20 protein-coding genes and 1 pseudogene are annotated in these 23,698 nt (G+C 50.2%); 12 read left to right on the top strand and 9 right to left on the bottom strand.

Features of this window, described 5'->3' with window-relative positions; translation table 11 throughout:
• Positions 1 to 114: 114 nt before the first annotated feature.
• The 4 genes from RB620_RS13435 to RB620_RS13420 all read right to left on the bottom strand — a co-directional run bounded on the left by RB620_RS13435 (position 115) and on the right by RB620_RS13420 (position 6,138).
• A complete protein-coding gene (locus RB620_RS13435; protein ID WP_308095078.1) occupies positions 115 to 1,008 on the bottom strand; it encodes a carbohydrate ABC transporter permease in 894 nt (297 codons plus the stop codon).
• A 24-nt stretch (positions 1,009 to 1,032) separates the two neighbouring features.
• Positions 1,033 to 1,944, bottom strand: coding sequence for an ABC transporter permease (locus tag RB620_RS13430; protein WP_308095077.1), 912 nt, complete (start codon positions 1,942 to 1,944; stop codon positions 1,033 to 1,035).
• 69 nt (positions 1,945 to 2,013) lie between these two features.
• The gene (locus RB620_RS13425; RefSeq protein ID WP_308095076.1) at positions 2,014 to 3,645 is read right to left on the bottom strand and encodes an ABC transporter substrate-binding protein; all 1,632 of its coding nucleotides are present in this window, start codon (positions 3,643 to 3,645) and stop codon (positions 2,014 to 2,016) included.
• 225 nt (positions 3,646 to 3,870) lie between these two features.
• Positions 3,871 to 6,138 carry a helix-turn-helix domain-containing protein gene (locus RB620_RS13420; RefSeq protein ID WP_308095075.1) on the bottom strand — a complete coding sequence of 756 codons (2,268 nt, stop codon included), beginning with the start codon at positions 6,136 to 6,138 and terminating at the stop codon, positions 3,871 to 3,873.
• A gap of 230 nt (positions 6,139 to 6,368) precedes the next feature.
• Between RB620_RS13420 and RB620_RS13415 the strand changes: the two genes are divergently transcribed.
• Both RB620_RS13415 and RB620_RS13410 read left to right on the top strand, forming a co-directional pair.
• The gene (locus tag RB620_RS13415) at positions 6,369 to 7,442 is read left to right on the top strand and encodes a phosphotransferase enzyme family protein (protein ID WP_308095223.1); all 1,074 of its coding nucleotides are present in this window, start codon (positions 6,369 to 6,371) and stop codon (positions 7,440 to 7,442) included.
• Positions 7,443 to 7,629: 187 nt separating this feature from the next.
• Positions 7,630 to 8,112: a GNAT family N-acetyltransferase gene (locus RB620_RS13410; protein WP_308095074.1), complete on the top strand. Its 483-nt coding sequence runs from the start codon at positions 7,630 to 7,632 to the stop codon at positions 8,110 to 8,112.
• 14 nt (positions 8,113 to 8,126) lie between these two features.
• Here RB620_RS13410 and RB620_RS30345 read toward each other — a convergent pair.
• The 3 genes and pseudogenes from RB620_RS30345 to RB620_RS13400 all read right to left on the bottom strand — a co-directional run.
• Positions 8,127 to 8,210, bottom strand: a pseudogene (locus RB620_RS30345) (hypothetical protein); the annotation flags it as partial.
• A gap of 209 nt (positions 8,211 to 8,419) precedes the next feature.
• Positions 8,420 to 8,746: a transposase gene (locus tag RB620_RS13405; RefSeq protein ID WP_308095071.1), complete on the bottom strand. Its 327-nt coding sequence runs from the start codon at positions 8,744 to 8,746 to the stop codon at positions 8,420 to 8,422.
• 119 nt (positions 8,747 to 8,865) lie between these two features.
• Positions 8,866 to 10,293: an MFS transporter gene (locus RB620_RS13400; RefSeq protein WP_308095069.1), complete on the bottom strand. Its 1,428-nt coding sequence runs from the start codon at positions 10,291 to 10,293 to the stop codon at positions 8,866 to 8,868.
• A gap of 121 nt (positions 10,294 to 10,414) precedes the next feature.
• Between RB620_RS13400 and RB620_RS13395 the strand changes: the two genes are divergently transcribed.
• Together RB620_RS13395 and RB620_RS13390 are read left to right on the top strand one after the other, a co-directional pair.
• Positions 10,415 to 11,287, top strand: a complete 873-nt coding sequence (locus RB620_RS13395; protein WP_308095067.1) for a LysR family transcriptional regulator — start codon at positions 10,415 to 10,417, stop codon at positions 11,285 to 11,287.
• A 294-nt stretch (positions 11,288 to 11,581) separates the two neighbouring features.
• Entirely contained in the window at positions 11,582 to 12,310 is a 729-nt protein-coding gene (locus RB620_RS13390) for a sensor domain-containing protein (protein WP_308095065.1), read from the top strand.
• On the opposite strand, the gene RB620_RS13385 is transcribed toward RB620_RS13390, so the two are convergent.
• Positions 12,282 to 13,163, bottom strand: coding sequence for a helix-turn-helix domain-containing protein (locus RB620_RS13385; RefSeq protein WP_308095062.1), 882 nt, complete (start codon positions 13,161 to 13,163; stop codon positions 12,282 to 12,284). The genes RB620_RS13390 and RB620_RS13385 overlap by 29 nt on opposite strands.
• A 149-nt stretch (positions 13,164 to 13,312) precedes the next feature.
• Between RB620_RS13385 and RB620_RS13380 the strand changes: the two genes are divergently transcribed.
• The 7 genes from RB620_RS13380 (at position 13,313) to RB620_RS13350 (ending at position 21,624) form a co-directional block, all read left to right on the top strand.
• Positions 13,313 to 14,227, top strand: a complete 915-nt coding sequence (locus tag RB620_RS13380) for a DMT family transporter (protein WP_308095060.1) — start codon at positions 13,313 to 13,315, stop codon at positions 14,225 to 14,227.
• 151 nt (positions 14,228 to 14,378) lie between these two features.
• Complete coding sequence (locus RB620_RS13375; protein ID WP_308095058.1) at positions 14,379 to 15,080, top strand: sensor domain-containing protein; 702 nt, start codon at positions 14,379 to 14,381, stop codon at positions 15,078 to 15,080.
• Positions 15,081 to 15,392: 312 nt separating this feature from the next.
• A complete protein-coding gene (locus RB620_RS13370; RefSeq protein ID WP_308095056.1) occupies positions 15,393 to 16,718 on the top strand; it encodes an extracellular solute-binding protein in 1,326 nt (441 codons plus the stop codon).
• A gap of 71 nt (positions 16,719 to 16,789) precedes the next feature.
• Positions 16,790 to 17,683 (top strand): carbohydrate ABC transporter permease, encoded by an 894-nt coding sequence (locus RB620_RS13365; protein ID WP_308095054.1) that lies wholly within the window; start codon positions 16,790 to 16,792, stop codon positions 17,681 to 17,683.
• Between the two features lie 18 nt (positions 17,684 to 17,701).
• Positions 17,702 to 18,535 carry a carbohydrate ABC transporter permease gene (locus RB620_RS13360; protein ID WP_308095052.1) on the top strand — a complete coding sequence of 278 codons (834 nt, stop codon included), beginning with the start codon at positions 17,702 to 17,704 and terminating at the stop codon, positions 18,533 to 18,535.
• 30 nt (positions 18,536 to 18,565) lie between these two features.
• Positions 18,566 to 20,398, top strand: coding sequence for a sensor histidine kinase (locus RB620_RS13355; RefSeq protein WP_308095050.1), 1,833 nt, complete (start codon positions 18,566 to 18,568; stop codon positions 20,396 to 20,398).
• A 35-nt stretch (positions 20,399 to 20,433) separates the two neighbouring features.
• Positions 20,434 to 21,624 (top strand): response regulator, encoded by a 1,191-nt coding sequence (locus tag RB620_RS13350; protein WP_308095047.1) that lies wholly within the window; start codon positions 20,434 to 20,436, stop codon positions 21,622 to 21,624.
• A 24-nt stretch (positions 21,625 to 21,648) separates the two neighbouring features.
• On the opposite strand, the gene RB620_RS13345 is transcribed toward RB620_RS13350, so the two are convergent.
• A complete protein-coding gene (locus tag RB620_RS13345; RefSeq protein ID WP_308095045.1) occupies positions 21,649 to 21,906 on the bottom strand; it encodes a hypothetical protein in 258 nt (85 codons plus the stop codon).
• Positions 21,907 to 22,129: 223 nt separating this feature from the next.
• Between RB620_RS13345 and mqo the strand changes: the two genes are divergently transcribed.
• A complete protein-coding gene (mqo, locus tag RB620_RS13340) occupies positions 22,130 to 23,656 on the top strand; it encodes a malate dehydrogenase (quinone) (RefSeq protein WP_308095044.1) in 1,527 nt (508 codons plus the stop codon).
• Positions 23,657 to 23,698 lie beyond the last annotated feature (42 nt).

Genomic DNA, 23,698 nt, shown 5'->3' with positions numbered 1-23,698 from the left:
ACCACTGGATCGCCACAACGTGACGGCAGCCGGCCACTCGATCGGCTGCCGTTTTTCGTAGAAGTAACGGGCAGCAATCCTATAATGAAGAAATCCCCCGGTAAATCGACCGGCTCAGCCTTTGACGGAGCCGATCATGACGCCTTTCTCGAAATATTTTTGCAGGAACGGGTAGAGCACGAGAATCGGCAGCGTCGATACGATAATGACGCCGTATTTGATTTGGTCGGCATACTTTTGCGCATAGCCGCCCGACGCCCCGCCGGTGCCCGCGCCGCCTGCGAACACCTGGTTCGACAGCAGAATATCCCGCAGAATGATTTGCAGCGGCTTTAATTCGTTATCTCGGATATAAATGAGCGCGGTGAAAAAATCGTTCCAATGCCCGACCAGATAATAAAGCCCCACAACGGAAATGAGCGCTTTGGACAGCGGCAGCGCCACCTTGACGAAATAGACGAAATGCGAGCAGCCGTCCATCGCCGCAGCCTCGTATAGCTCAGGCGGCAAGGAGGCCTCGAAGAACGTCCGAGCAATAATCAAATAAAAGACGTTGACGCAAAACGGAATAATGAATACCCAGAACGTATTCGTCAGGTGCAGGTCCTTCATGAGCAGGTAAGTCGGGATCAGGCCGCCGTTAAAAAACATCGTGAAGACGAACGCGAACATAATGAAGCGCCTGGCCTTGAATTCCTTCCTCGACAGCACGTAGGCCGCGGGCAAGGTGAACAGCAGATTGACGAGCGTACCGGCAATCGTGTAAAACATCGTATTCCGGTAGCCGGTCCAAATCCGTTCGTCGCGGAAAATTTCGTTGTACCCGAAAAAGCTGATCCCCTTCGGAAACACCAATACTTTGCCGGTCGACACCATCGTGGAATCGCTTATGGAGGCGATGACGATAAAATAAAGCGGGTACGCGACCGCCAGAAAAATCAATGCGCATAACGCGATTAAAACGGTTCGAAAAACGATTTCGCCGCCGCTAAGCCGAAGACGAACCATGGCTATTCCTCCTTCGTTAAGCCGTTAGAACAAGCTTGTATTGGAAACGCGCCTGGAAATGGCGTTCATCGCAAACAGGAAAATAAAATTGATGACCGTATTGAACAAACCGATCGCCGAAGCCATGCTGAACTGGTTGGACACGATGCCGATTTTGTACACGTACGTCGCGATCACCTCGGACACCGGCAGGTTCAGCGCGTTTTGCATGAGGAAAATTTTCTCGAAGCCGGTGCTCAGAATGTTCCCCATGCTGAGGATGAACAAAATGATAATTGTTGGGATCAGAGCCGGGATGTCGATGTAACGGATCGTCTGCCACCGGCTTGCCCCGTCCATTTTGGCGGAGTCGTAAAGCTGCGGGTCCACGGTAGACAACGCCGCCAAATAAATGATGCTGTTCCAGCCGCAGTGCTGCCAAATATCCGACAGGACGTAGGTCGGGATGAACGTGGAGGTTGAAGCGAGCAAATTGATGTGGCCGAGACCCGCGGATTTCATCAAATGGCCGACGATGCCCGTCTCCGGCGACAACAGGACGTTCAGCATCCCCACGAGCACGATCACCGAAATAAAGTGAGGGAGGTACACCGTCGTCTGCATGAGTTGTTTCGCCTTTTTCCTGCGGATCTGGTTCAGGATGAGCGCCAGGACGATCGGGGCGGGAAAGCCGACGACGATCGTCGCGAAGCTGATGAAGAACGTATTTCTCATCAAGTCGGTGAACAAATAGCTGTCTATGAACTGCTTGAAGTAGTGAAGCCCCTGCCATTCGCCGCCGGTAAGCCCTTTGCTGAAATCGAAATCCCGGAACGCGAGCTGCACCCCGTACATGGGGATATAGCTGAAAATAAAGATGATTGCAATAGCGGGCAATACCATGATCCACAATTGATAGTCGCGTTTAAGCGTGCTGAAAACCGATCCAGAGCGCATCGAAATCCCTCCTTGCGGAAGAAGCTGCTCCCTTATGGCGCGGAGCAGCTTCTTCCGTCAGTGATTTTGTTATGGCTTGCTCCTGTATTCGTCGTAATATTTCTGCATGATTTCCAGATTTTGATCGAGGCCGGCCTTCTTGCTTTCATTCACGTAGGTATCCCATTCGTTCTCGACGCCGCCCTTGGTGACCCACTTGGCAAAGCTGGCGTTGGCCAGATTCATCACGTTCGTGTTGTTAAGGCTCATCGTGTTATTGTCTGCCGTCTCGTATTTAATGAACATGGCCGGATAGACGTCGGTTTCCGGGTTTACCTGCGAAAGCACGTCCTTCAGCGGCTCCGAATGCGTCAGCACCTCCTGCATGTCCTTGCCGAGCGTGAGCTTCGTCGAGTCGGAAATGTAGAATGCACCGTTATCCGCCCACGTGGAGGTCCATTTCCACGTTCCCGGGTCCATCTTCGCGTCCTGCGGCGGCAGCACGGCATAGGTTCCGTCGCCGTTGTCCTTGATGTTCGGACCGATCGAGCCGAACAAGACCTGAATGCCTACCTTCGGGTTATAAAGCTCATTGATGAATCTCATCGCCGCTTCCTTGTTTTTCGTTTTTGCCGACATAACGATATGATTGGTGCCGAAATTCAAGGAATAATAATCGTAGCTCCAGGACAACGGACCCGAATAACCGGCCGATGCCTTAAGCGGCGGCAGCGACGCGTACTGCGGCGCGACCTGCTCGCCGAACCGGTCCGACGCGACCCAGCCCCAGGTGAAGCCAACCTTCGCCGTATCCCCCTCGCCGCGGGCAACCGATTGAAATTTCGTATAGTCGTGAGTGAAAACCTCGGGATTGATCAAGCCGGCCTTGTACAGCTTGTTCAGGAACAGGACCATTTCTTTGTAGCGGTCGTCGGTCAGGAAGTTTTTCACTTTGCCCTCCTCGACGAAATAGCCCTGTCCGCTTACCTCCGAAGCAAGCGTAATTCCCATGCTCCCCAGGAGCACGGCCGGATTGAAATAACCGCCGATGCCGCCCGGCCAGTCCATCGGGATCTCATCGTTCGGATCCCCGTTGCCGTTAGCGTCCTTTTCCTTGAACGCTACCAATACGTCATATAATTCGTCCCAGGTCGTCGGCGTGCTCAGGCCGAGGTTATCGAGCCATTGCTGGTTAATGTACTGCCGGTTGACGGTATCCGGCCAGAACGCCTGATATTTCGGCAAGCCGTAGATGCGGCCGTCCCGCTGCGTGGCGATCGCTTTCGTCTCCGGCTTCTCGGCGAACATCTGTTGTACGTTCGGCGCTTGCACGACAAGTTCGGATAAGTCCTGGAAGAGCCCTTGGAATTGAGCGAAGTCGGCATCCGTAATGATGTTCGGACCAACGAACAAGTCCGGAACGTCGCCGCTTGCCAGCATCGTGCCTTTCTTTTGTCCCCAGTCGGCCGTAATTTCCTGCCATTCGATATCGACGCCGGCCGCATCCTCCACCTGCTGGAGCCATTCCATCTCGCCGAGCGGCTTCGTGAGCGGATGCTTCGTAATAATCGCAGTCAATTTCACCTTTTCGCCGCTGCCGCCGTTGCCAGAAGAGCCGTTAACGCTTTCATTTCCATTCTCCCCGTTAGAGCCTGAACAGCCTGCCAGTATTGCGGATACAACCAGAATGAGAGCTAGACACCAATGAATCCTTTTCCTCATTACGATACCCCCTTCAATAATATGGCAAGCAAAATCGCATGGTCTGTCGGCGTTGTCCTTATGTTTGGTCCGATTTCGCTTTGCTCCATCACTCTATCTCCTTATCCGGGACGGAGTAAACGGGCAGTTTTTGAGCGGTCGCCAGTTTTTGAAAGCGATTATCCCTTAGATCGTGTAAGCGCTTGCCAACAGGGCGGATTCGGCCCTTCGAAAAACTGCATATGTTCAAAAAGTGCGCCTATGCGTATCCCTGTACTGGCCGGGCGTCGTGCCGGCAATTTTTTTGAACGCGCGGATAAAGCTCGACGTATTCGAGTAACCGGCCTGCTGCGCGATGGAATCGAGCGTTTCGTCCGTGCCTCGCAGCAGTTGGATCGATTTTTGAATGCGGAGCCGGTCGATATATTCCTTGAAATTTTGGCCCATCGTTCGCTTGAAGTGATAGCTGAAGCCGGAGAGCGACATGCCGAAATGATCGGCCATCGTCTGCAGCGAAAAATCGTGATCCATCCCTTTCTGTTCGATCACCGTCAAAATCTCCTCCTGCGACGCCGTCCGGGAGGACGGCAGCGTAAGATGGATAATGTCGCAAAGCTTGCCGCAGCTTTCCCGCATGATTCCGGCCATCTGCTCGATTGTATAGCGCTTCTGGAAAGCCGCGTCCGTCAGCAAGAGCAGGCTACCGTCGTCGTGCCGGAACCGCTGAAGACCGTTGATCACGACGCTTATCGTATTCAGGTATACCGTTCTCACCAAATGCGGCGGCATCCCGTCGCTGACGAAATAATCGATGATCCGGTCCATGATCGATCGGGCGACGCCGACGTCGTTTTTCAAAATAGCCATTTCCAGCGATTGCAGCAGCTCGGCGAAATAAGAAACCGTGCCCGTCTGCGAAACCTCGATTTCGTCAAACGCGAGCATCGTGTGCTGCTTCCGTATGCGAAGATGCTCGGCTGTACGCACGGCCCGCAAATAAGACAGATGGACGCCCTCCGGACGGACGGAGCTCTCCGGCGTGCCGATGCCGATCAGGGAGTACGCGCCGGTCCGCGCGGCAAGCTCCCGCTGAAGCTCGTCCAGATAGGCTCTTAACGGGAAGTCCGCGGCATGGTTGCAGATGAAGATCATCTCCTGCTTATAGATGCTTTTGAAAAAATAACCGCTCGTTCCCTCCGGCAGCCTCTCCTCCGCCATCCGGCAATGCTCCGTCACGCTGCCGCAGTGCGCGTCCGCCTCAAAGGACAAGATGGACGCCGTCACGAGCGGCCCTTCGATGTTCACCCCGTATTCGGCGGCTTCCCGCTGAAATGTTTCCCAATCCTCGAAATGGCCGCTCGCTAGCTCGAACAGCAGGTTATCCCGCATAATCGGCAGCGTGCGCCTCACGCTTTCGTCCAGCTTGCTGTTGGCGGTGGAAAGCCGGTCGAGCGTATACTGGATCGTCTCGATTTCGTTCATCCGCATCGGCTCCCGATGCTCGAACACATCCGTCGCGAGGCTGACCAGCCGCTTGATCGGATGATAATTTTTGCGGATCGATATGTAGATGACGACGACTTCCGCCAGCAGGATCAGCAGCACCAGAACCACGGTATTCCTCTGGATCGTGCGGATGCTTTCCAGCGATTCGGATACGGGCAGCAGGCTGACGTATTGCCAGCCGTTCTTGTCCGACGCGTTATAAGACACGATGACGTCCTGCCCGTCGATCCGATGAATGCCCGAGCCTGAGCCGCTCTCGCCGAGGCGGGATACCAGCGCCCGGAATTCGTCCGAATTCCCGTAAGCGGCGGCATCCGAGGCGACGAGCCGATTGCCCTTCTCGTCGAAGATGAAGAAATCTCCGCTGTACGACTCCGATACGGACTTCATCAAGCGGATGACCGTCTCTTCCTTGACCAAGATTAGAACCGCCCCGGGCGAGTTTTCTCCGCCGAGGGGGAGCGGCAGCAGGAAGGTCAGCATCCGCATCCGATTATTGCCGGGCACGATGACGTCCTCGGCTGGCCTGACTTCCGGTAGGGTAAGACTGTCGAGCTGCCTGAACATTTCCTCGTGCGGCCAGTTCTCGTAATAGTACCCGACCCCGCGCCGGGCGAAGTCACCTACGTTGTAAACGCTTCCAGTTTTAGCGAAAAGATAGCCGATATTTTTGACGTACAGCAGCGTGTTGTCGATAAAATCGTCCGTCGCGTTATATTTTCTCATTTCGTTTGCGATGACGATCCGTTGATAATCGTTTTCCATTGCCGCGTACAGCTTCAAGTCCCGGTTCTGCAGCAGCTCCGACGGCAGGTCGTAAACGTAGCGCGTAAATATGTCCATGGAGGTCATAAACTGTTCGGTCACGTGCGCGTTCCATTCCATCTCTTTATCCTTCGCGATTTTCGCGGAATACGGATAATAATAGACGAGAATGATGATGGTGGGCAGCAGAAGCACCAGAATATAAGATATTAAAAATTTGGCCAACAAACTGGTCTTTTTCAATGCAATCCGACTCTCCTCCAGGGTAGGATCGAAACCCATATTGGTCAAAATATACCACAGCGCGCGAAAAAAAGCTTGCCCCTTCGGTAATGGGCAAGCAGCTATCGGGAAACAGGGAGGACAGTTTAGTTATAATTGATATTTCTATTGTGATAACCTGATTCGACGTGTAAAATTTTGGATAATTGAACGATTAGAGGTTCGGATATCGCTCATAAGGAGGAGATCGTATAACTTATAACGAGGTTGTTAAAATCGCTGATGCTTATTTACTTCCATTAGCATCAGAGTTGTATGGGTTGGAAGGTTATGAACATAAGCTTGTTAAAGCACATGATGGAGGGCGGAATGTCGTTTATAACTGTGAGAAAGAGGGCGCCGAAGCAAAAATACTCAGAATCGCCTTCTTAAATGACAGGAGCCGGGAAGATTTTCTGGCCGAAGTTGAGTATATCCGGTATTTATTTGAGCATGGAGGAAGTGTCTCGGATGTAGTCAGCTCCAGGAAGGGGAATCTGCTGGAAGAGATCAGTCATCATAATCACACCTTTTTTATCTGCTTGTTTGAAAAGGCTAGGGGAAAAAGATTTGTGGACAATCATTATCGGTATCGGGAAGGAGTTCCTATTGCCGAATATTATTTTAACTGTGGTAAAGTCCTGGGGAAGCTGCACCAAATATCGAAAGGATATAATCCTGTCCATCGCCGGTATCGTTTTTTTGATAAATACAATGCCGAGTATATCGATAAGCGGATACCCGGCTCCTTCTCTCTGCTTAAGGAGAAGCTAGTGGAGCTCCTTAAAACCTTAGAAGGGTTGGATAGGAACCGTGAGTCTTTCGGTATGGTCCATTTTGATTACAACGATGGGAATTATTCGATAGATTTTGATACCGGGCAAATAACCGTATATGATTTCGATAATTCTTGTTACTGCTGGTATATGTTTGACTTGGCCAGTCTCTGGACAAACGGAGTGGGCTGGATACAATTTGAACCAGATGCCGGTAAACGCAAAAAGTTCATGGATGATTATTTTCAAACAGCCCTCGAGGGATACAGATCTGAGACTAGGATCGAAGATTCAATGCTAGAAAAATTGCCCTTATTTATCCAAGTAAACCTCATGGAAGGTATTGTAGATGCATTCGAGGTAATGCGGAACAACGGCGAAGAGCCAGAGTGTGATGAGGAGTTGTCGTATCGCATAAAATGCCTGGAAGACGATATCCCGTATATGGGATTTTTTCATGAAATTTACTCGTGTGAAGAACCCTTTGAGTATGAGAAACGAGATATCTAGTAATTTAGTAGCAGCCATAGTTGAACGAACAAGGAGCAGTTCGCCGCGGCAGCTGCTTCTTGTTTTATTAAGATAAAGGGCAGATTAGTGTAATTGGCGGGGCTAGTTAGTTTGAATTGATTTTTCCCAAATAGTTAATCAATTTATTTGGTTTAGTAGAATGTGAAGACATAATGGGGGTGCTTTTATGCGAGAGGTAAATTACAACAATTATTTTTGGCAAGATGATGCAATAAGGTTGCGAGCAATACAACCAGAAGATTGGGAAAGTCACTATATAAATCGCTTTGATACACCCGCGCGACGTCTCTTGGAGTGTGCGATTGAGTTGCCACCTACAATTAAAGAAGCAAAGTCGTTTGCAGAAACATATTCTGACTTCTCAGCGAATAGGATTATGTTCACCATAGAGAATTTAAAAGGTGAAAATGTCGGTGGAATCAATCTAAACAGTATTGACGAGCGGAACGGTACGTTTAGCATTGGTATTCAAATCGACAGAGACCAACGCGATAAAGGTTACGGTACAAGGGCGGTGCACATCCTTTTAAAGTACGCTTTCTTCGAACGCAGGCCCGTGATTACGCGATTGTTCGCAAGTCGCTTAGGATGCTTAAGCTTTATTTTTCGCTGCGGACGAAGCACATCCATCAGCTTGCATAGGCGGTAGACTTTCTTCTTGTTGATCTTCAGTCGATGGCGTCTCTTAAGAAGCACCGTGAGTTTGCGGTAACCGTAATTCGCGCCTTCTCCTGCTAAGAACTCCATGATCCATTCACAAATTTGCTCATCACTGATTGGCTTGCCGTCTTGTGTATAGGATAAACCAGGTGCGGGGCGACCGGCCCTGTGGATTGTCTCTTGAACTTGCTGCTGTATTCTATTCACATGTGCATAATACGTGGATCGCTCCACTTCAAGTACACGGAGCACAAAGCTAATGCCATGCCCTTGTACGATATATTTCTGGGCAATCTCTATTTTATCCGCAAGTGCGGGTTCGTTTTTTTTAGTAGGTCTTTGAGAATGTCCCTCTCTAAGGCTTGCTCTGCATAGAGCTTCTTCAATTTCTCATTCTCTTTCTCAAGCTGTGCATAATCTTCAGCAGTTGGAACAAACTTCGCTTGCTTCATGCTTGTCCCGTCCAGTTGATCAATATCCTTACGGTTCAGTTCTCTGGCCCATCGGAGCACCATCTTCGGATCAAGCTCATGTTGCCTTGCTACAGCGGTCATGTTGCCAATCTCTTTCCCCTTGGCTACCACCATTTTCTTGAAATTAAGGTCATATTGCTTCTTCTTCATTTCGTTCCCCTCCGCCTCAATATTATTGTATCGAAGTAAGGGGTGTACTGCCAAGTTCTAATAGGGGCTAAATAGAAATCGATATTCGCCAAGAATACTAAGAGGTACATCTTAGGGAGTTATTTCAATTGCCGTGAACTGCTGATAAGGAGCAGTACGACACCAAGTCCAGAGGTTATCAGAGCGATCGTATGCAATCCGCTTGAAGTGACATTGCTGCCAAAGATCAAACCTAGTAAGCTGGTGGATAATATACTCCCAATCGAGCGGAACGTTTGGAACAGTCCCGAAGCGATTCCGGTCTCTTCGGGTTGGGTCACATGGTATAGAGCGGTCTGTAATCCCATATTATTAAGCCCGTTTGGAATGCCAAGTGCTGCGGTAACCATGAGAATGATAGGGATAGAACTTTTATCGCCGAGAAACAGCAGCAATACAGTGCCGAGAATCAGTACAACATTACCAGCGATAATGGTTGTACGATAGCCGTAGCGTTTATTCATTCTGACAGCGATCGGAGTCATGATCACACCTAATCCTGCAAATGGAAGCATAAGCAGTCCCGTCGTTTTCGGATCAAAGCCCTTCACTTGATCGAGCCATAACGGCATACAGAAGAAGAGTGCATAGAAGACGATGTTTACACCCGCAAATTGTAGAAATACGGACAGCAGGCGGCGGTTCGAAGACAGCATTTGAATATTGAGAAACGGACTTGAAGCGCGATGCTCCCATCTGACAAGGGAAATGGCTGAAATGGCGGCAATTATTAGAAGCCACCAATACATCCCGTTTGACAGAGACAGCAGGAATAACATTACGGTTGTAAGCATGATTGTAAAAAGAATGATCCCCAGTATATCGATCCGCTTCCAGATACTCTGCGCAGGTATCGCGCTCCCACTGTGTTCCGGCTGCTTCATTCGGTCAGCGGGTAACCATAAGCGTACGAATAGCAGAACGACAATGGCAATCGGAATGTTGATCCAGAAAATTGCATACCAGCTGACATACCCAACGAGGAATCCGCCGAGCGTCGGTCCAAAAGCGGCCATGACGTTCGCTGTAATGGAAATGAGACCTAATGCCGAAGCGATTCCGTTGGATCCTTGTTTTGGATCATGCTGCACGGTGACAGAGCGAAGTATGGACATACCTGCCGGAAAAGCTACCGTACTGCCTAAAGCTTGTACAATTCGCAGTGTCAAAAGCGTACCGAAGTTCGGAGCCCACGCCGCGAATAAACTACTGATCACGACGAGCAGTAATCCGATCGCGAATAATTTCTTGGCTCCGAATAAGTCGGAGAGCTTACCTGCAAGAGAAGGTCCTATGGCTCCCGCTAAATAGAAGCCTGAGATAAGCCATGTTACGGTTGCAACATTAACTTGAAATTCATTGCCGATCCGAAGCAGAGCGACCGCGATCATGGATGAATTCAATGGATTTAGAAGTACGCCAAGCGCAATAACCCACGCTATTTTTCGAATAAGTTTATCTGTGTTGTCTGATGACAGGGTGGCGGTTCGAGCTATCGATTGTGCCATGGGGTCACCTCCTTGATTCCGTTAGGATATGTCAATTATATGATTGATAAATCATTAATAAAAATATATATTTTAGTATATATTGATAATAAATTATATATGAGTCAGAGGTGAAATTGCGATGGATTTATTGCATTTGAAATATTTTCAGTCCGTTGCACGCACGGAGCATATGACGCAATCAGCACGGGAATTACATATTGCCCAACCAGCGCTCAGTATGACAATTTCAAAATTAGAGGGAGATTTGGGGGTCGCATTATTCGATCGAGTCGGCAGACAAATTCGCTTGAATGAATATGGGAGAGCTTATCTGACGAGAGTAGACATTGCGCTGGCCAGCCTAGAGGAAGGACGAAGGGAAGTTGCGCAATTGGCTGGGTTGGAAAAAGGGGGGGTATCACTGGCCGTCACGACGCTAAATCGCTTATCGGAGGTGCTGTCTCCTTATTTGGTTCAATATCCGAATGTTAACTTTAAAATCACGCAAGCTTCCTCGGAGAAAGATAAGCTGCAGCTTCTTGAGCTCCAGGAGATTGATTTCTTCCTGACGACGGCATCGATAGGCCGTGCTGATATTATCGATGTCCCACTGGTTACGGAGGAGATCATGATTGTAGTGCCATCCACGCATAGGCTGGCTGGTTCGAAGCGAATATCTCTTTCAGAAGTTGCTCAGGAAGACTTTATTTCACTCAAGAAGGGTAACAGCTTTCGTGATCTGATCGAAATGTTCTGTAAGCAAGCAAACTTTACACCCCGGATGGTATGTGAAGGCGATGAGCCGGCAGCCATTCCCGGTCTCGTTCGGACGGGACTCGGGATCGCATTCCTGCCAGCCGCAGCGCACAGAGAGCACCCCTCCCTCACTTTCCTTCATATCGAAGAACCTGCATGTCAATGGACCCTTCATCTTGCGTGGATGAAAGATCGTTACCTGTCGCTCGCGGCTAGAACATTTCGTGATTATGTAATTGAACATTTTCGTATCTGACGTGATCATGATTACGACATAATTTCGTTAATGTTGGCGGGACTCCTTATACGGATGTACTTAACTGGACCCACGCTATTAGATGGACCAGTTGATTATAAATTCACCAAGAAAATTTAACTAACGGAGAATTTTAGTTTAATAATGCGTAGACCTTCATCTCGGCTACGCAAAAGATCGCGGTGTTCAAGCTGATGTTGCCGAACTGGACCAAGGTCCGGCTCCGATTCCATCCGCCAGGAGGAGGATGATACCTAGCGGAGAGCAACAAAACGAGAAAGCGTGGTTGTGTTTATGAGGGAGCCAAGCGCCTTACAGGCGTGGAAAATGCTCGTCCTGTCTCTTCCCAAGGGAATTGCTGCATTCGTCGTCGCCGTAGCCGGATTGTCCGCAAGCCTTCCATTATCGGTATTTCTGATCGGCATACCGCTGCTGGCTGCGACGCTGGTCCTGTGCCGGTCGATCATGGTTAGAGAAGCGAGATTCGCGGCGGCCTGGCTCCAGGGAAAGGAGCAACCTGCCGATTCCGCTCCTCCGGACCCGACTGCCGGAGAACAGCAGGGATGGCGGTCCTGGCTGCTGTCCGTTCTAAAGGACGGTAGATCGTACCGCAGTATCCTATTCGGGATTTTGCAGCTTCCGATCGGCATCGCGGCGTTCACCTTCGCCATCGTGTTGCCTATAACGGCTTTCGCGGTGCTGCTCTCGCCGATCGCTTACGAAGTAAGCATGCGGCTGTTCGATTTTGACTTGTTCTCTAGCGCATGGGGGCTGGACCGGCTGCTCGACTGGAACTTGACGTCCGCCCAGCGCTCCTGGATCGCCGGCGGGGTCGGCTTGGTATTCGTCCTGCTGTTGACGCCGCTGCTTAAAGGTCTCGGCCGCTGGTACGCGGCTTGGATTCTTAGCGTCTCGGGCCCCGAGCCCGTGCGCAGTCCTAACTCGGAAGGATCTTATAGCGGCGTCGTAGATGACTTAGGGACAGCCCTTCGTGCTAATACGTTATTTTACGGAATTCCTTAGGTGTAATGCCATGATGTTTTTTAAAAGACTGAATAAAATGATTTACATGATTGAAGCCAACTCTCCCGGCAATTTCAGTTATCGTATATTTATTAGATTCTAACAGTTCGCAGCTCCTCTTAATTCGATACTTAATCAAGTAGTTATAGGGAGTCATATGGATGCTTTTTTTAAAGCTGCGAGTGCACTCCGAAACACTTAAATGTGCGATAGCAGCAATTTCCTTTAAGGTTATATGGTTTGTATAGTTTTGGTGGATAAAGCTAAGCATTAGTTGCAGTCTCTCTTGCTCACGTCTGTTATGTTTAGAGGACTCTTCTGAAGATAACGAAATATTGGATATTAGAATTAACCATAATCGAACCGTTTTGATGGAAACCTCATACTGCCATCCCCAGGTTTTTTTCTTTTCAAATTCCTTCTTCATATCCCAAAGTAATTGCAGAACTTGATTTTGCCACTCCACATCTCCTTTGATTTCTAATGAAAGTAGAAAAGAATTGGTATAAGGAAGTACATAGTTTTTTTCCATGGCACTGTCTGAATAAAAGGCGAGCAGCTTCTCCGGAAAATTGAAGCTGACATACTCCCCGTCATGAGATAGGTATGTAACAACGTGAAGGACACTCTTATTGATAAAGATGGCCTGCCCCGTATCTAAATCATAGTTGATTCCGTTGATTTGTATCGTTAGTTTCCCTTTGGTCACTAAAGTCATTTGTAATTCTTCGTGCCAATGTAGATCGTTAACTCCTCTGCCTTCAGGAATAGAACCATGATTCGTATGTGTGTACATGATGTATGGAAATGCCTCGTCAGGATACCGAATAGCTTCGTATAGTTGTTTCTTCAAAGTGCATCTCCTTTATTTGACGATATATCGATATAAATGAGGGATTTAATTACACAAAACAAACATCTGCGATGATATTATTATATCCAGCTTCGGCGTATCCTTACAATTCCGTGCACGGGTAATTGTTCTAACAGCTTGGAGGAACTATGGTCAAATTAAAGAAATCTACTTCATCTTCTCATCCTTTTATTTTGTTATTCATCAGTATTTTGTCCGTTTCTATCTCTTCCATCATGATAAAATTTTCGGATACACCTACTTCTGTGGCTGGGATGTACAGATTGTTTATTTCCGTCATCATCCTGCTCGCTTTTATACCGTGGAAGATGCTTCGCACCGTAGTGATGAATAAAAAAGAGTGGGGTATCGTTGTTTTAGCCGGTGTATCTCTAGGGTTACACTTTCTGTTTTGGATGGAATCGCTGGTCTTTACCTCAGTTGCAAGCTCCATGGTCATCTTGTCATTACAGCCTTTGTTTGTCATGATTGGCTCCTATTTTTTGTTTAAGGAACGAGCTAGTCTGCTAACAGTTTTCTGCTTGATCGCTGCTCTTTTTGGCTCAATCATTATAGCTTGCGGGGACATAGGGATTTCGAAAAAGGCGTTAATTGGAGACGGCCTTTCGTTATTAGGCACACTCTTCGTTTCAGCCTATCTGCTGGCGGGCCAGAAAGTAAGCCGTAAACTCGATGCCAATGTGTACAGCACTATCGTTTTTTTTATTGGCGGCACCGTCATGCTCGTCTACAATTTGTTTAATCATTACTCATTAATTGATTATGACTCATCCGATTGGACTTATTTTTTGTTGCTTGCGATCATTCCAACTATTTTTGGACAATATATTTTCAATCTATTGTTAAAATCGATCGGGGCAACTACCGTCTCAGTAGGCATCATTGGAGAGCCTGTTCTTGCCATCATTCTGGCTTTTCTATTATTAGGGGAAACGATTACTTTCTTTCAATTGTTAGGCGGTATGATCACTTTGTTCGGAATGGGAATGTATTTTTGGTCAAAATCTTTGATTGGGGGAATGAAAGTTGGCAACAATCGATGATTTTTTGAAACATGCTGACGCGAACGCTGCTGAATGACAACCGCCGAACTGGACCAAGGTCCGGCTCCGATTCCATTCGCCAGGAGGAGGATGATACCTAGCGGAAAAGGCTACAATGAGAGCAACAAAACGAGAAAGCGTGGTTGTGTAAATGAGGAAGCCAAGCGCCTTACAGGCGTGGAAAATGCTCGTCCTGTCTCTTCCCAAGGGAATCGCTGCATTTGTCGTTATCGTAGCCGGATTGTCCGCAAGTCTTCCATTATCGGTATTTCTGATCGGCATCCCGCTGCTGGCTGCGACGCTGGTCCTGTGCCGTTCGATCATGGTTGGAGAAGCAAGATTCGCGGCGGCCTGGCTCCAGGGAAAGGAGCAACCTGCCGATTCCGCTCCTCCGGACCCTACTGCCGGAGAACAGCAGGGATGGCGGTCCTGGCTGCTGTCCGTTCTGAAGGATGGTAGATCGTACCGCAGTATCCTATTCGGGATTTTGCAGCTTCCGATCGGCATCGCGGCATTCACCTGCGCCATCGTGTTGCCTATAACGGCTTTCGCGGTGCTGCTCTCGCCGATCGCTTACGAGGTAAGCATGCGGCTGTTCGATTTCGACTTGTTCTCTAACGCATGGGGGCTGGACCAGCTGCTCGACTGGAACTTGACGTCCGCTCATCGCTCCTGGATCGCCGGCGGGGTCGGCTTGGTATTCGTCCTGCTGTTGACGCCGCTGCTTAAAGGTCTCGGTCGCTGGTACGCGGCTTGGATTCTAAGCATCTCGGGCCCCGAGCCCGTACGTCGTCCTAACCCGGAAGAATCTTATAGCGGGGGAGCGTTTGCCTTCGCCAAGGAAACTCATTAGTTATGAAATAGTAACAACATGAATGGCCCCGAATACATGTATTCGGGGCTCAGGCTGTTGACAAAGCCCTGGTATGAAACCTAGGAAGATCGCCTTATCCTACCTGCTTGGACAGGTGGTTGGCGATCCTCTTTACGTTCTGATACGTGAATATTGATATTCGATCAGTGGAACCCTTTTAATAATTTTTTCGGTTCGAGAAATATGTAGAAAATTTCAACACAAGATGTTGATTTTTAGGATATTACATAATGTCGAAACGGGTTAAAGTAAACCTGTAAGCGATCACATATCTAGAGGGGGATTCGAAACATGAACAAAAAAAGCGCATTAAGCTTGGTTTTGGCAACGGCGCTCACCTTCACGCTTGCCGCATGCGGCGCCGGCAATGAAGTGAACTCCGGCAACGAGCCTGCGGGCGGCGACAAAACGGAAGGCAAAAAAATTACCCTGACGTTCCAAACTCTGCAAACGGATAAATCCACTCCGGGATATCAGGTCGAAGAAGAAATCGTCAATAATTATATGAAAGAAAATCCGAACGTCAAGATCGAATGGGACCGGCTCGATATCGAGCAGCAGAAGGTTAAGCTGAAGACGCAAGCGGCCTCAGGCGAAGTCGCCGACATAACAATGGTGAACCCGGGAGCCCAGCTTCAGCCTTTCGCGAACGGTAAAGTGCTTGCCCCGCTGAACGACATGCTGGACGTCGAGCTGAAAGGAACGTTCCTGGAAGGCGTGCTCGACTACTACTCGTTCGACGGCAACGTGTACGCTCTTCCTTACAACATGAACATCGCGGGCATCTTCTACAATAAAGAGCTGTTCGAGAAAGCCGGAGTCGAAGTTCCGAAAACGTTCGAAGACATCGTGGCTTCTGTGCCGAAATTCAAGGAAGCGGGCATTCCGGCGATGATTCTGGGCGGTAAAGACAAATGGCCACTGTCCTTCATGTTCACGAACGTGCTGCAGCGCGTCAGCGGCGGACCTAAATTTTTGGACGAAGTCGTCGCCGGCAACAAACAATTTACGGACCCGGTATTCATCGAGGCGCTCCAAAAAACGAAAGAGCTGATTCAAGCAGGCGCTTACCAAGAAGGCGCCGCAACGTACGACTACAACACGGCTTCCCAGCAGTTCCGCGACGGTAAAGCCGCCATGTACTTCATGGGAACTTGGGAAGTTGCGTCGATCGACGCTTCCGAAGCGGTAAATGGCAAAGTAGGCTTCCTTCCGTTCCCGACGGTCGGCGGCAAAGGCAACCCTTCGGACTACGTCGTTGCTCCGGGAACGGCTTACGCGCTTGGTGCAAACAGCGACCATCTGGATGAAAGTAAGAAGTTTCTGAAATACCTGCTGCTCAACTATCCGAAAGTCGCATTCGACAAAAAAGCGGCCGTAGGCCTCGCGCAAAAGGTGGACGGCGACTTCAAGGCGGCCGGTTATTCCGAACTTGCGATTGAAGCATTGGCGCGCTTTAACGAGGTTCAAGGCGGCGACATGAACTTTGACAACGTGATCGAGCCGGCAACGACGCAAACGCACTTGACCGGTCTGCAAAGCTTGCTGATCAAAGACGTCAACGTGGAAGAACTGGCTGCCGAGCATCAAAAAACGTGGGAGCTTAACAAAAAATAAGAAAAAGCGTGACGCGTAAAGGGAGCCGAAAGGTTCCCTTTGCGATTGCATACGTGCGGGAGGGAAAGCGAGTGAACGGAGTATTGAGAGTAGGCAAATGGACGCTGGCGGTATTCGTCCTTCCCTGTCTGTTGTTCTATTTGGCGTTTGTGTTCGCGCCGATCCTCGTGTCGGTCTACTACTCGTTCGTGGAGTGGGCGGGCATGGGCGAGCAAGTTTTTGTCGGACTGGACAATTATAAAGTATTGTTTACGCAGGACCCCATCTTTTGGCCGTCGGTTTTGAGGACGTTATACATTTCGGTTGCCTCCTTGGCACAAATTCCGATCGCGATCGTAGTCGCGATATTGCTGAGCCGTTACGTGAGACGTCCCAATTTCCTCGTCTCCAGCTACTTTTTGCCGGTTATCCTATCCGTCGTCGTCATCGGCCAACTGTGGAAGGCGATCTATAATCCGGCGTCGCTGGGCGGCATGCTGAACCAGATGCTGGTCAAGGTCGGGCTCGAATCATGGACGAAAACATGGCTGGCGGATACGGAGGTCGCCATCTTCGCACTGTGCTTCGTTATTTTCTGGCAATATATCGGCTATCACGTTCTTATTCAATTCACGGGGGTTCAAAACATCTCCACGGATATCTATGAAGCGGCCAGCATCGACGGGGCGGAGGGCTTCAAGGCCGACCGTTACATCACGCTTCCGCTGCTGTCACCCGTCATTAAGATTTCCACGGTTCTGGCGGTTATCGGCTCGCTCAAGGCGTTCGATCTCATCGTCGTCATGACGGGCGGGGGACCGGCCAATACGACCGAGGTCATCTCCACGCATATGTATTACATGACGTTCAATTCCTTCAAATATGGTTACGGAAGCGCAATATCCACGTTCCTGGTCATCTTCTGCCTGGTGATGACGGTTCTGCTGAACATGGTGTTCAAGCGCGCCGAGGATGCCGCCTCTTAGAGAAAGGAGAGATGTACGATGAAGGACTTTCGTTCCGTAAGGCGCGCTTGCGCGTGGATATTTATGGGCATCTTGGCCGTCACGCAGCTTTACCCGCTCGTATGGCTGCTGTTATATTCTTTAAAGACGAACAGCGAAATTACGTCAGGCCAGTTTTTTGCTTTGCCGAAGAAGTTGATGTGGGAGAATTACGCCGACGCATTTACTTCGGGCAATTATATGAAGTATATTGGCAATAGCATCTGGGTGACCGGCATTACGCTGGTGCTGACTATCGTCTTCAGCGGAATGGTTTCCTATGCGATCACGAGATTCAAATGGCGGTACGGCAACGTCGTCATGCTGGTATTTATGGTCGGTATCATGATACCGATTCAATCGACGCTGCTTCCTTTGATGGTCATATTCAAAAACATGGACATATTGAATACGCATGCTTCGATCATCATACCGTACGTCGCGTTTTCCATCCCGCTTGCGGTATTTATCCTTTCCGGATTTTTGCGAGGCATCCCGACCGAAATCGAAGAATCCGCGATGATCGACGGCGCAAACATTTACCGGATCTTTTTCAACATCATCCTTCCGATAACTGTCCCGCCGATCATGACCGTTACGATATTAACCTTTATTTCTATCTGGAACGAATACATTATCGCGGCAACCTTCCTGTCCGCCGATTCGCTGAAGACGCTGCCGTTCGGTCTGAACAGCTTCGTCGGCCAGTATACGGCGAACTACGGCGCGATCGGAGCATTCCTGGTGCTGGGAGCACTTCCGGTCATTATCGTCTACTTCATCCTCTCGGACAAGATTACGAAAGGCATGGTAGCCGGCGCCGTCAAAGGATAGTCCTTGTCCGCATGCAAGGAGGCGCACGGCTTGAAGAGAATTCGGCTGAATACGTTCCGCGCTCGGCTGCTGATGTGGATTTTGCTCTCCACGCTCGCGCTGCTGACCGGGCTCACGGGCATCTTTTATCGGTATACGGCGCAGCAGATCGATTTGAGGGTAGGCGAAGCCGCGCAAAGGAACGTATCCCAAGCGATGGATAATTTTGCGCTTCTTGCCAGAGGATATGACAGCCTGACCAAATCGATCATGAGCAACGCGGAAATCCAGCGACTGCTATCCCGCGAAGAGACAACTCCGCAGGGCGAGTTCAACAAGATGCTGCTTATGATGGGGGCGCTCGGCACGATTTATTATAGCTACAACGACGTGAAGAGCATCCACATCATATCGCCCGCCGGCAACGTGTACAGCTACGAATCGACGACGCATGAAGTCAATCCCGGCTTTATGGACAGCGAGTGGCTGAAGGAGCTGCGCCAATCGGACGGCTCGCTCTTATGGGGCGGGATGCTGGGAGAGGACTCCTTGACCGTCCGGGAGGATCCCGTCTTCACGTTCGGACGCGTCATGACGAACCTGTACACGACCAGGCCGCTCGGCGTGCTTGTCATCGAGGCCGACCCGCGAACGTTCCAATCCTCCATGAATAATTTGATGATCAAACCAGAGAGCCGCACCTATGTCTATTCGGCATCGGACTCGCTTCTGGTTTCTTCGCATCCCGGGGAAGGAGAAAGCGCTGCCGAGCTGACCGACTTATCCCGTTATCCGTTCCGCAACCAGGCGCTGGACGCCAGCGATTCGGACCATCTGATTGTGACGGCGGAAGACCCCAAGCTCGAATGGAAACTGCTGTCCATCACGCCGAAGCCGGTCGCCAAGGTGGAGCAAGCGGCCGCCAACCGCTACTTTGTGATCGTGACGATCGGAATCGTTATATTGGCCGTGGCGATTGCCGTGTTTCTTTCCCGTTCGGTATCGAGGCCGATCAAAACGATTGTGCAGGAGATGAGGCGGGTAGAACGGGGAGACCTCAGCACGCAGCTGAAATCGAGGCATTCTTATGAGGAAATCAATTATTTGAACAATCATTTCAATCGGATGGTAAGCGAAATCAACGGTTTGGTGGAGCGCAACATCATGGCGACGGCCAGCGAAAAAAACGCGCAAATCCATGCGCTGCAATCGCAGGTCAATCCTCACTTTCTGTACAACACGCTGGACATGATCTACTGGCTGCTCGACGAGCAGGAAAACGAGAAGCTCGCCAATCTTGTCTTGTCGCTCTCGCGCATGTTCCGCTACAGCAGCGACTGGCGAAGCTCCTCGGCGACGCTTGGCGAGGAATTGGAGCAGATCAACCACTATATGACGATCATTAGCGCTCGTTCCGACGGCCGCTTTCATATCGAGCGCCGCATTGACGAGGAACTATTGCTCGTGCAGCTGCCGAAGATGACTTTGCAGCCGCTGATCGAAAACGCCGTAATCCATGGTTTATCCGCCCGAACCAGCGATGGAACGATCACTATCACGGCTTCCAGGGAAGGACAGACGGCCTGTATTCATATCCATGACGACGGCTCCGGCATAACGGAGGACAAGCTGAAGGAGCTTCAGCGATCCTTGCGGCGGGCCGAGCAATTGGAATGGAACCGGCTGAAGGAGGAGGAGCGCGAGAGCATGTCAGCCGAGCCCGCCATTTACGGGGAGTCGGGCGGTTCAGGCGCCGGATTTCTGAACGTTCATCGCAGGCTGGTTCTGGAGTACGGCGCTGGCTACGGCTTGCGCATCGATAGCGAAGTGAACGTCGGCACGACGGTCACCGTCATGGCGCCGACTTTAATGGTTAGGACTTAGCCACGCGACTAGACATCGGCAGGGAGGAATGCAATATGCATGTGCTCATCGTGGACGACGAGAGGACGATTCGTGAAGGATTGAAGCGGACGATTAACGGAGCATTCGGCGACGTACGGGTCAGCACCGCGGCTTCGGCGGCCGAGGCGCTGGGCATTCTTCTCCGCGACAGGGTCCATGTCGTCTTTCTGGACATTATGATGCCGGGCATGAACGGACTCGAGCTGCTCGCGCAAGCGAGGGGCACGCATAAGGGCATCAAATGGATCGTCGTATCAGCGCATTCCGAATTTGCCTATGCCCAGGAAGCGCTGCGGCTCGGGGCCAAGGACTATATCTTAAAGCCGTTCGGCAAAGAGCAAATCGTGAAGACGGTCGCCGCGCTGCTGGAGGAGTGGACGCAGGAGGAGACGCATCCTTCCGGCAGGGGGTTGTTGGAGCAAAATTTGAACTATTTGCGCGAAGCGGTATTCCGGAGATGGATACAGGGACTGGACATCGGAAGGTTCGATCTCCGCTCCATCCAGGCTGAGCATCACCGCTTCCATTTGCTGGCCGTCAAGCTGGAGAGCAACCCGGAGCTGTCGCTCCGCAATTTCATCGTCGAAAACGTGATGACGGAATATATCGGGCAATGCGGCAACGGCTTTATCGTGAATTTGGACGGCGACTTCCTGGTCGGCGTCGTGACGCTCAAGGACGAAGCGGGGGCGGAATGGTTCAGGCTCGGCGCGATCGCCCATTTGGACCGCTGCCTGAAGGTGCCGTACCAGCTTTACGTCAGCGACCTTCAGACCGACTTTTATGCCATTCCATCGGAAATTCGCAAGATTTATACGTCCGGCGAGGAGAGAATGCCGGAAACGGAAGGCGAAGGGAGCTCCGCGGACCACAAAAACGACGTCATCGACATCGCGATCCAATATATGAAGAGCAGCTTCCAAGACAATCTGTCGCTGGAGATCCTGTCTTCTGTCGTCTATCTGAATCCGGTCTATTTCAGCAAGCTCTTTAAGCAAAAGACAGGGACGGGGTACAAGGAATATTTGACAAAGCTCAGGCTGGAGCGGGCGGCGGAAATGCTGGCCGATCCTGCACTGTCCGTGACGCGGATCGCCGAGCTGGTCGGCTATCCCGACGTCCGGAATTTCACGCAAGTGTTTCGCAAGCATTACAATTGTACGCCGGGCCAATTCCGGGCGGAGAAATCCCATGTTAAGGCGTAGTGTGCACCTGCACCTACGCCTTATTTACCACATAAGAATATTATAAGTTTCCGAGCATTTCGGAAGAACACGACCAGCCACCATGCGAAGTTCGATGGCTTTGAATACAATATGGTCGAAGATCTCTTGTACGAGATTACTGTCCTCGAGTCGTCTGCGATTCAGGCTCAGTGTGCGAGCTCCTAATGATTTCGTTACCATCTTATGAAAAACGTTTTGTACCCCAACCAGCGCTCCCACGAGTGCTGCAATCCTTTGCGCAAACCAATCAATTTTCTTCACATGTGGAAGCATCCTTCTGATTTACCAGACAAAAATCGCATAAAAAAAATTCCAATGGCATATACAATTATTTTAATCTAATCGCAATAGTGTTACACTAAGAACAGGACATAACGAATCCAGAAAAGATGTGTGACAAAATTCACGCACTGGCTGCTGCCAGGGTGTCTATGCATGGTGCCTACATCCTTTCTGCAAATCATAGGATATAAGGACGGTTATAATGAGCAACAGACAAACGGAAACAGACGTTATCTTGATTGGTGCCGGAATTATGAGTGCTACTTTGGGGTCGCTGCTGAAGGAATTGGCGCCGGACTGGAAAATCACGGTCATCGAGAGAGCCGCGAAAGCGGGTGAGGAAAGCTCGAACGAACTTAACAACGCGGGAACAGGACATTCCTCCCTGTGCGAGCTGAACTACACAACCGAGAAGCCGGACGGATCCATCGATATTAGCAAAGCGATCAAAGTAAACGAAGAGTACCAGGTTTCGAAGCAGTTTTGGTCTTACCTTGTAGACAGCAAGCAGATCCGCAATCCGCGGGACTTTATTGTGCCGGTGCCTCATATGAGCTTTGTGCAAGGGGAACAAGATATCACCTTTTTGAGAAAACGGTTCGAAGCGTTGTCTGGCAACCCGCTCTTCGATGGGATGGAATACTCCGACGACCCGGCTAAGCTGGCGGAATGGATTCCGCTCATGATGAAAGACCGTGACTCGGATACGCCGATTGCGGCAACGAGAATCGAATCCGGAACGGACGTCAACTTTGGCGCTTTAACGCGACTGCTCTTTGACCACTTGAAGAACAAAAACGTCGATATAAGGTTCAAACAAAACGTCGACGATATTAAGCGCGCTAGCGACGGCTCGTGGGAGTTGAAAGTACAGAATATCGACAGCGGCGCTATCGAGCGCCATAAAGCAAAGTTTGTCTTTATCGGCGGCGGCGGCGGAAGCCTGCATCTGCTGCAAAAGTCCGGCATTCCTGAAGGAAAAGGAATCGGCGGATTCCCGGTCAGCGGACTGTTCATGGTGTGCCGGAAGCCGGAGGTTGTGGCGCAGCATCAAGCGAAGGTATACGGCAAAGCGCCGGTCGGCGCGCCTCCGATGTCGGTTCCGCATCTGGACACGCGGTTTATCGACAACAAGGAATCGTTGTTCTTCGGGCCGTTCGCCGGCTTCTCGCCGAAATTCCTGAAATCCGGTTCCATGTTCGACTTGATCACTTCCGTTAAACCACATAATCTCGTGACGATGATGGCGGCGGGCGTGAAGAACATGCCGCTCACGACCTACTTGATCAAGCAAGTCATGTTGTCCAAAGAACAGCGCATGGAAGAGCTGAGACAATTTGTTCCGGACGCCAAAAGCGAGGATTGGGAATTGCTCGTAGCCGGCCAGCGCGTGCAAATTATCAAAGATACCGCTGCCGGCAAGGGAACGCTCCAATTCGGCACGGAAGTGATTAACGCCGCTGATGGCTCGATCGCCGCATTGCTCGGCGCTTCTCCAGGTGCTTCTACCGCAGTTTCTGTCATGCTTGAAGTCATAACCAAATGTTTCCCGCAGCATATTAAAACGTGGGAGTCGAAAATAAACGAAATGATTCCTTCTTACGGCTTGTCGTTATTGAAAAACCCGGAGCTGATCCGCGAAATGCATGCTTCAACGTCGCGGACACTTGGGTTAATCGAAGACTTGCCGGTACAGCCAGCAAGCTATCGGGAAACGGTAGCTCAATAAACGCAAAAAAATCGGCAGCCAGTTTAATTGGCTGCCGTTTTT

Origin of the sequence: Paenibacillus sp. LHD-117 (genome assembly GCF_030929555.1) — a bacterium.
GTDB lineage: Bacteria > Bacillota > Bacilli > Paenibacillales > Paenibacillaceae > Pristimantibacillus.
Note: the sequence above shows the minus strand (reverse complement) of the source record. Positions and strands in the feature narration are given on the sequence as shown.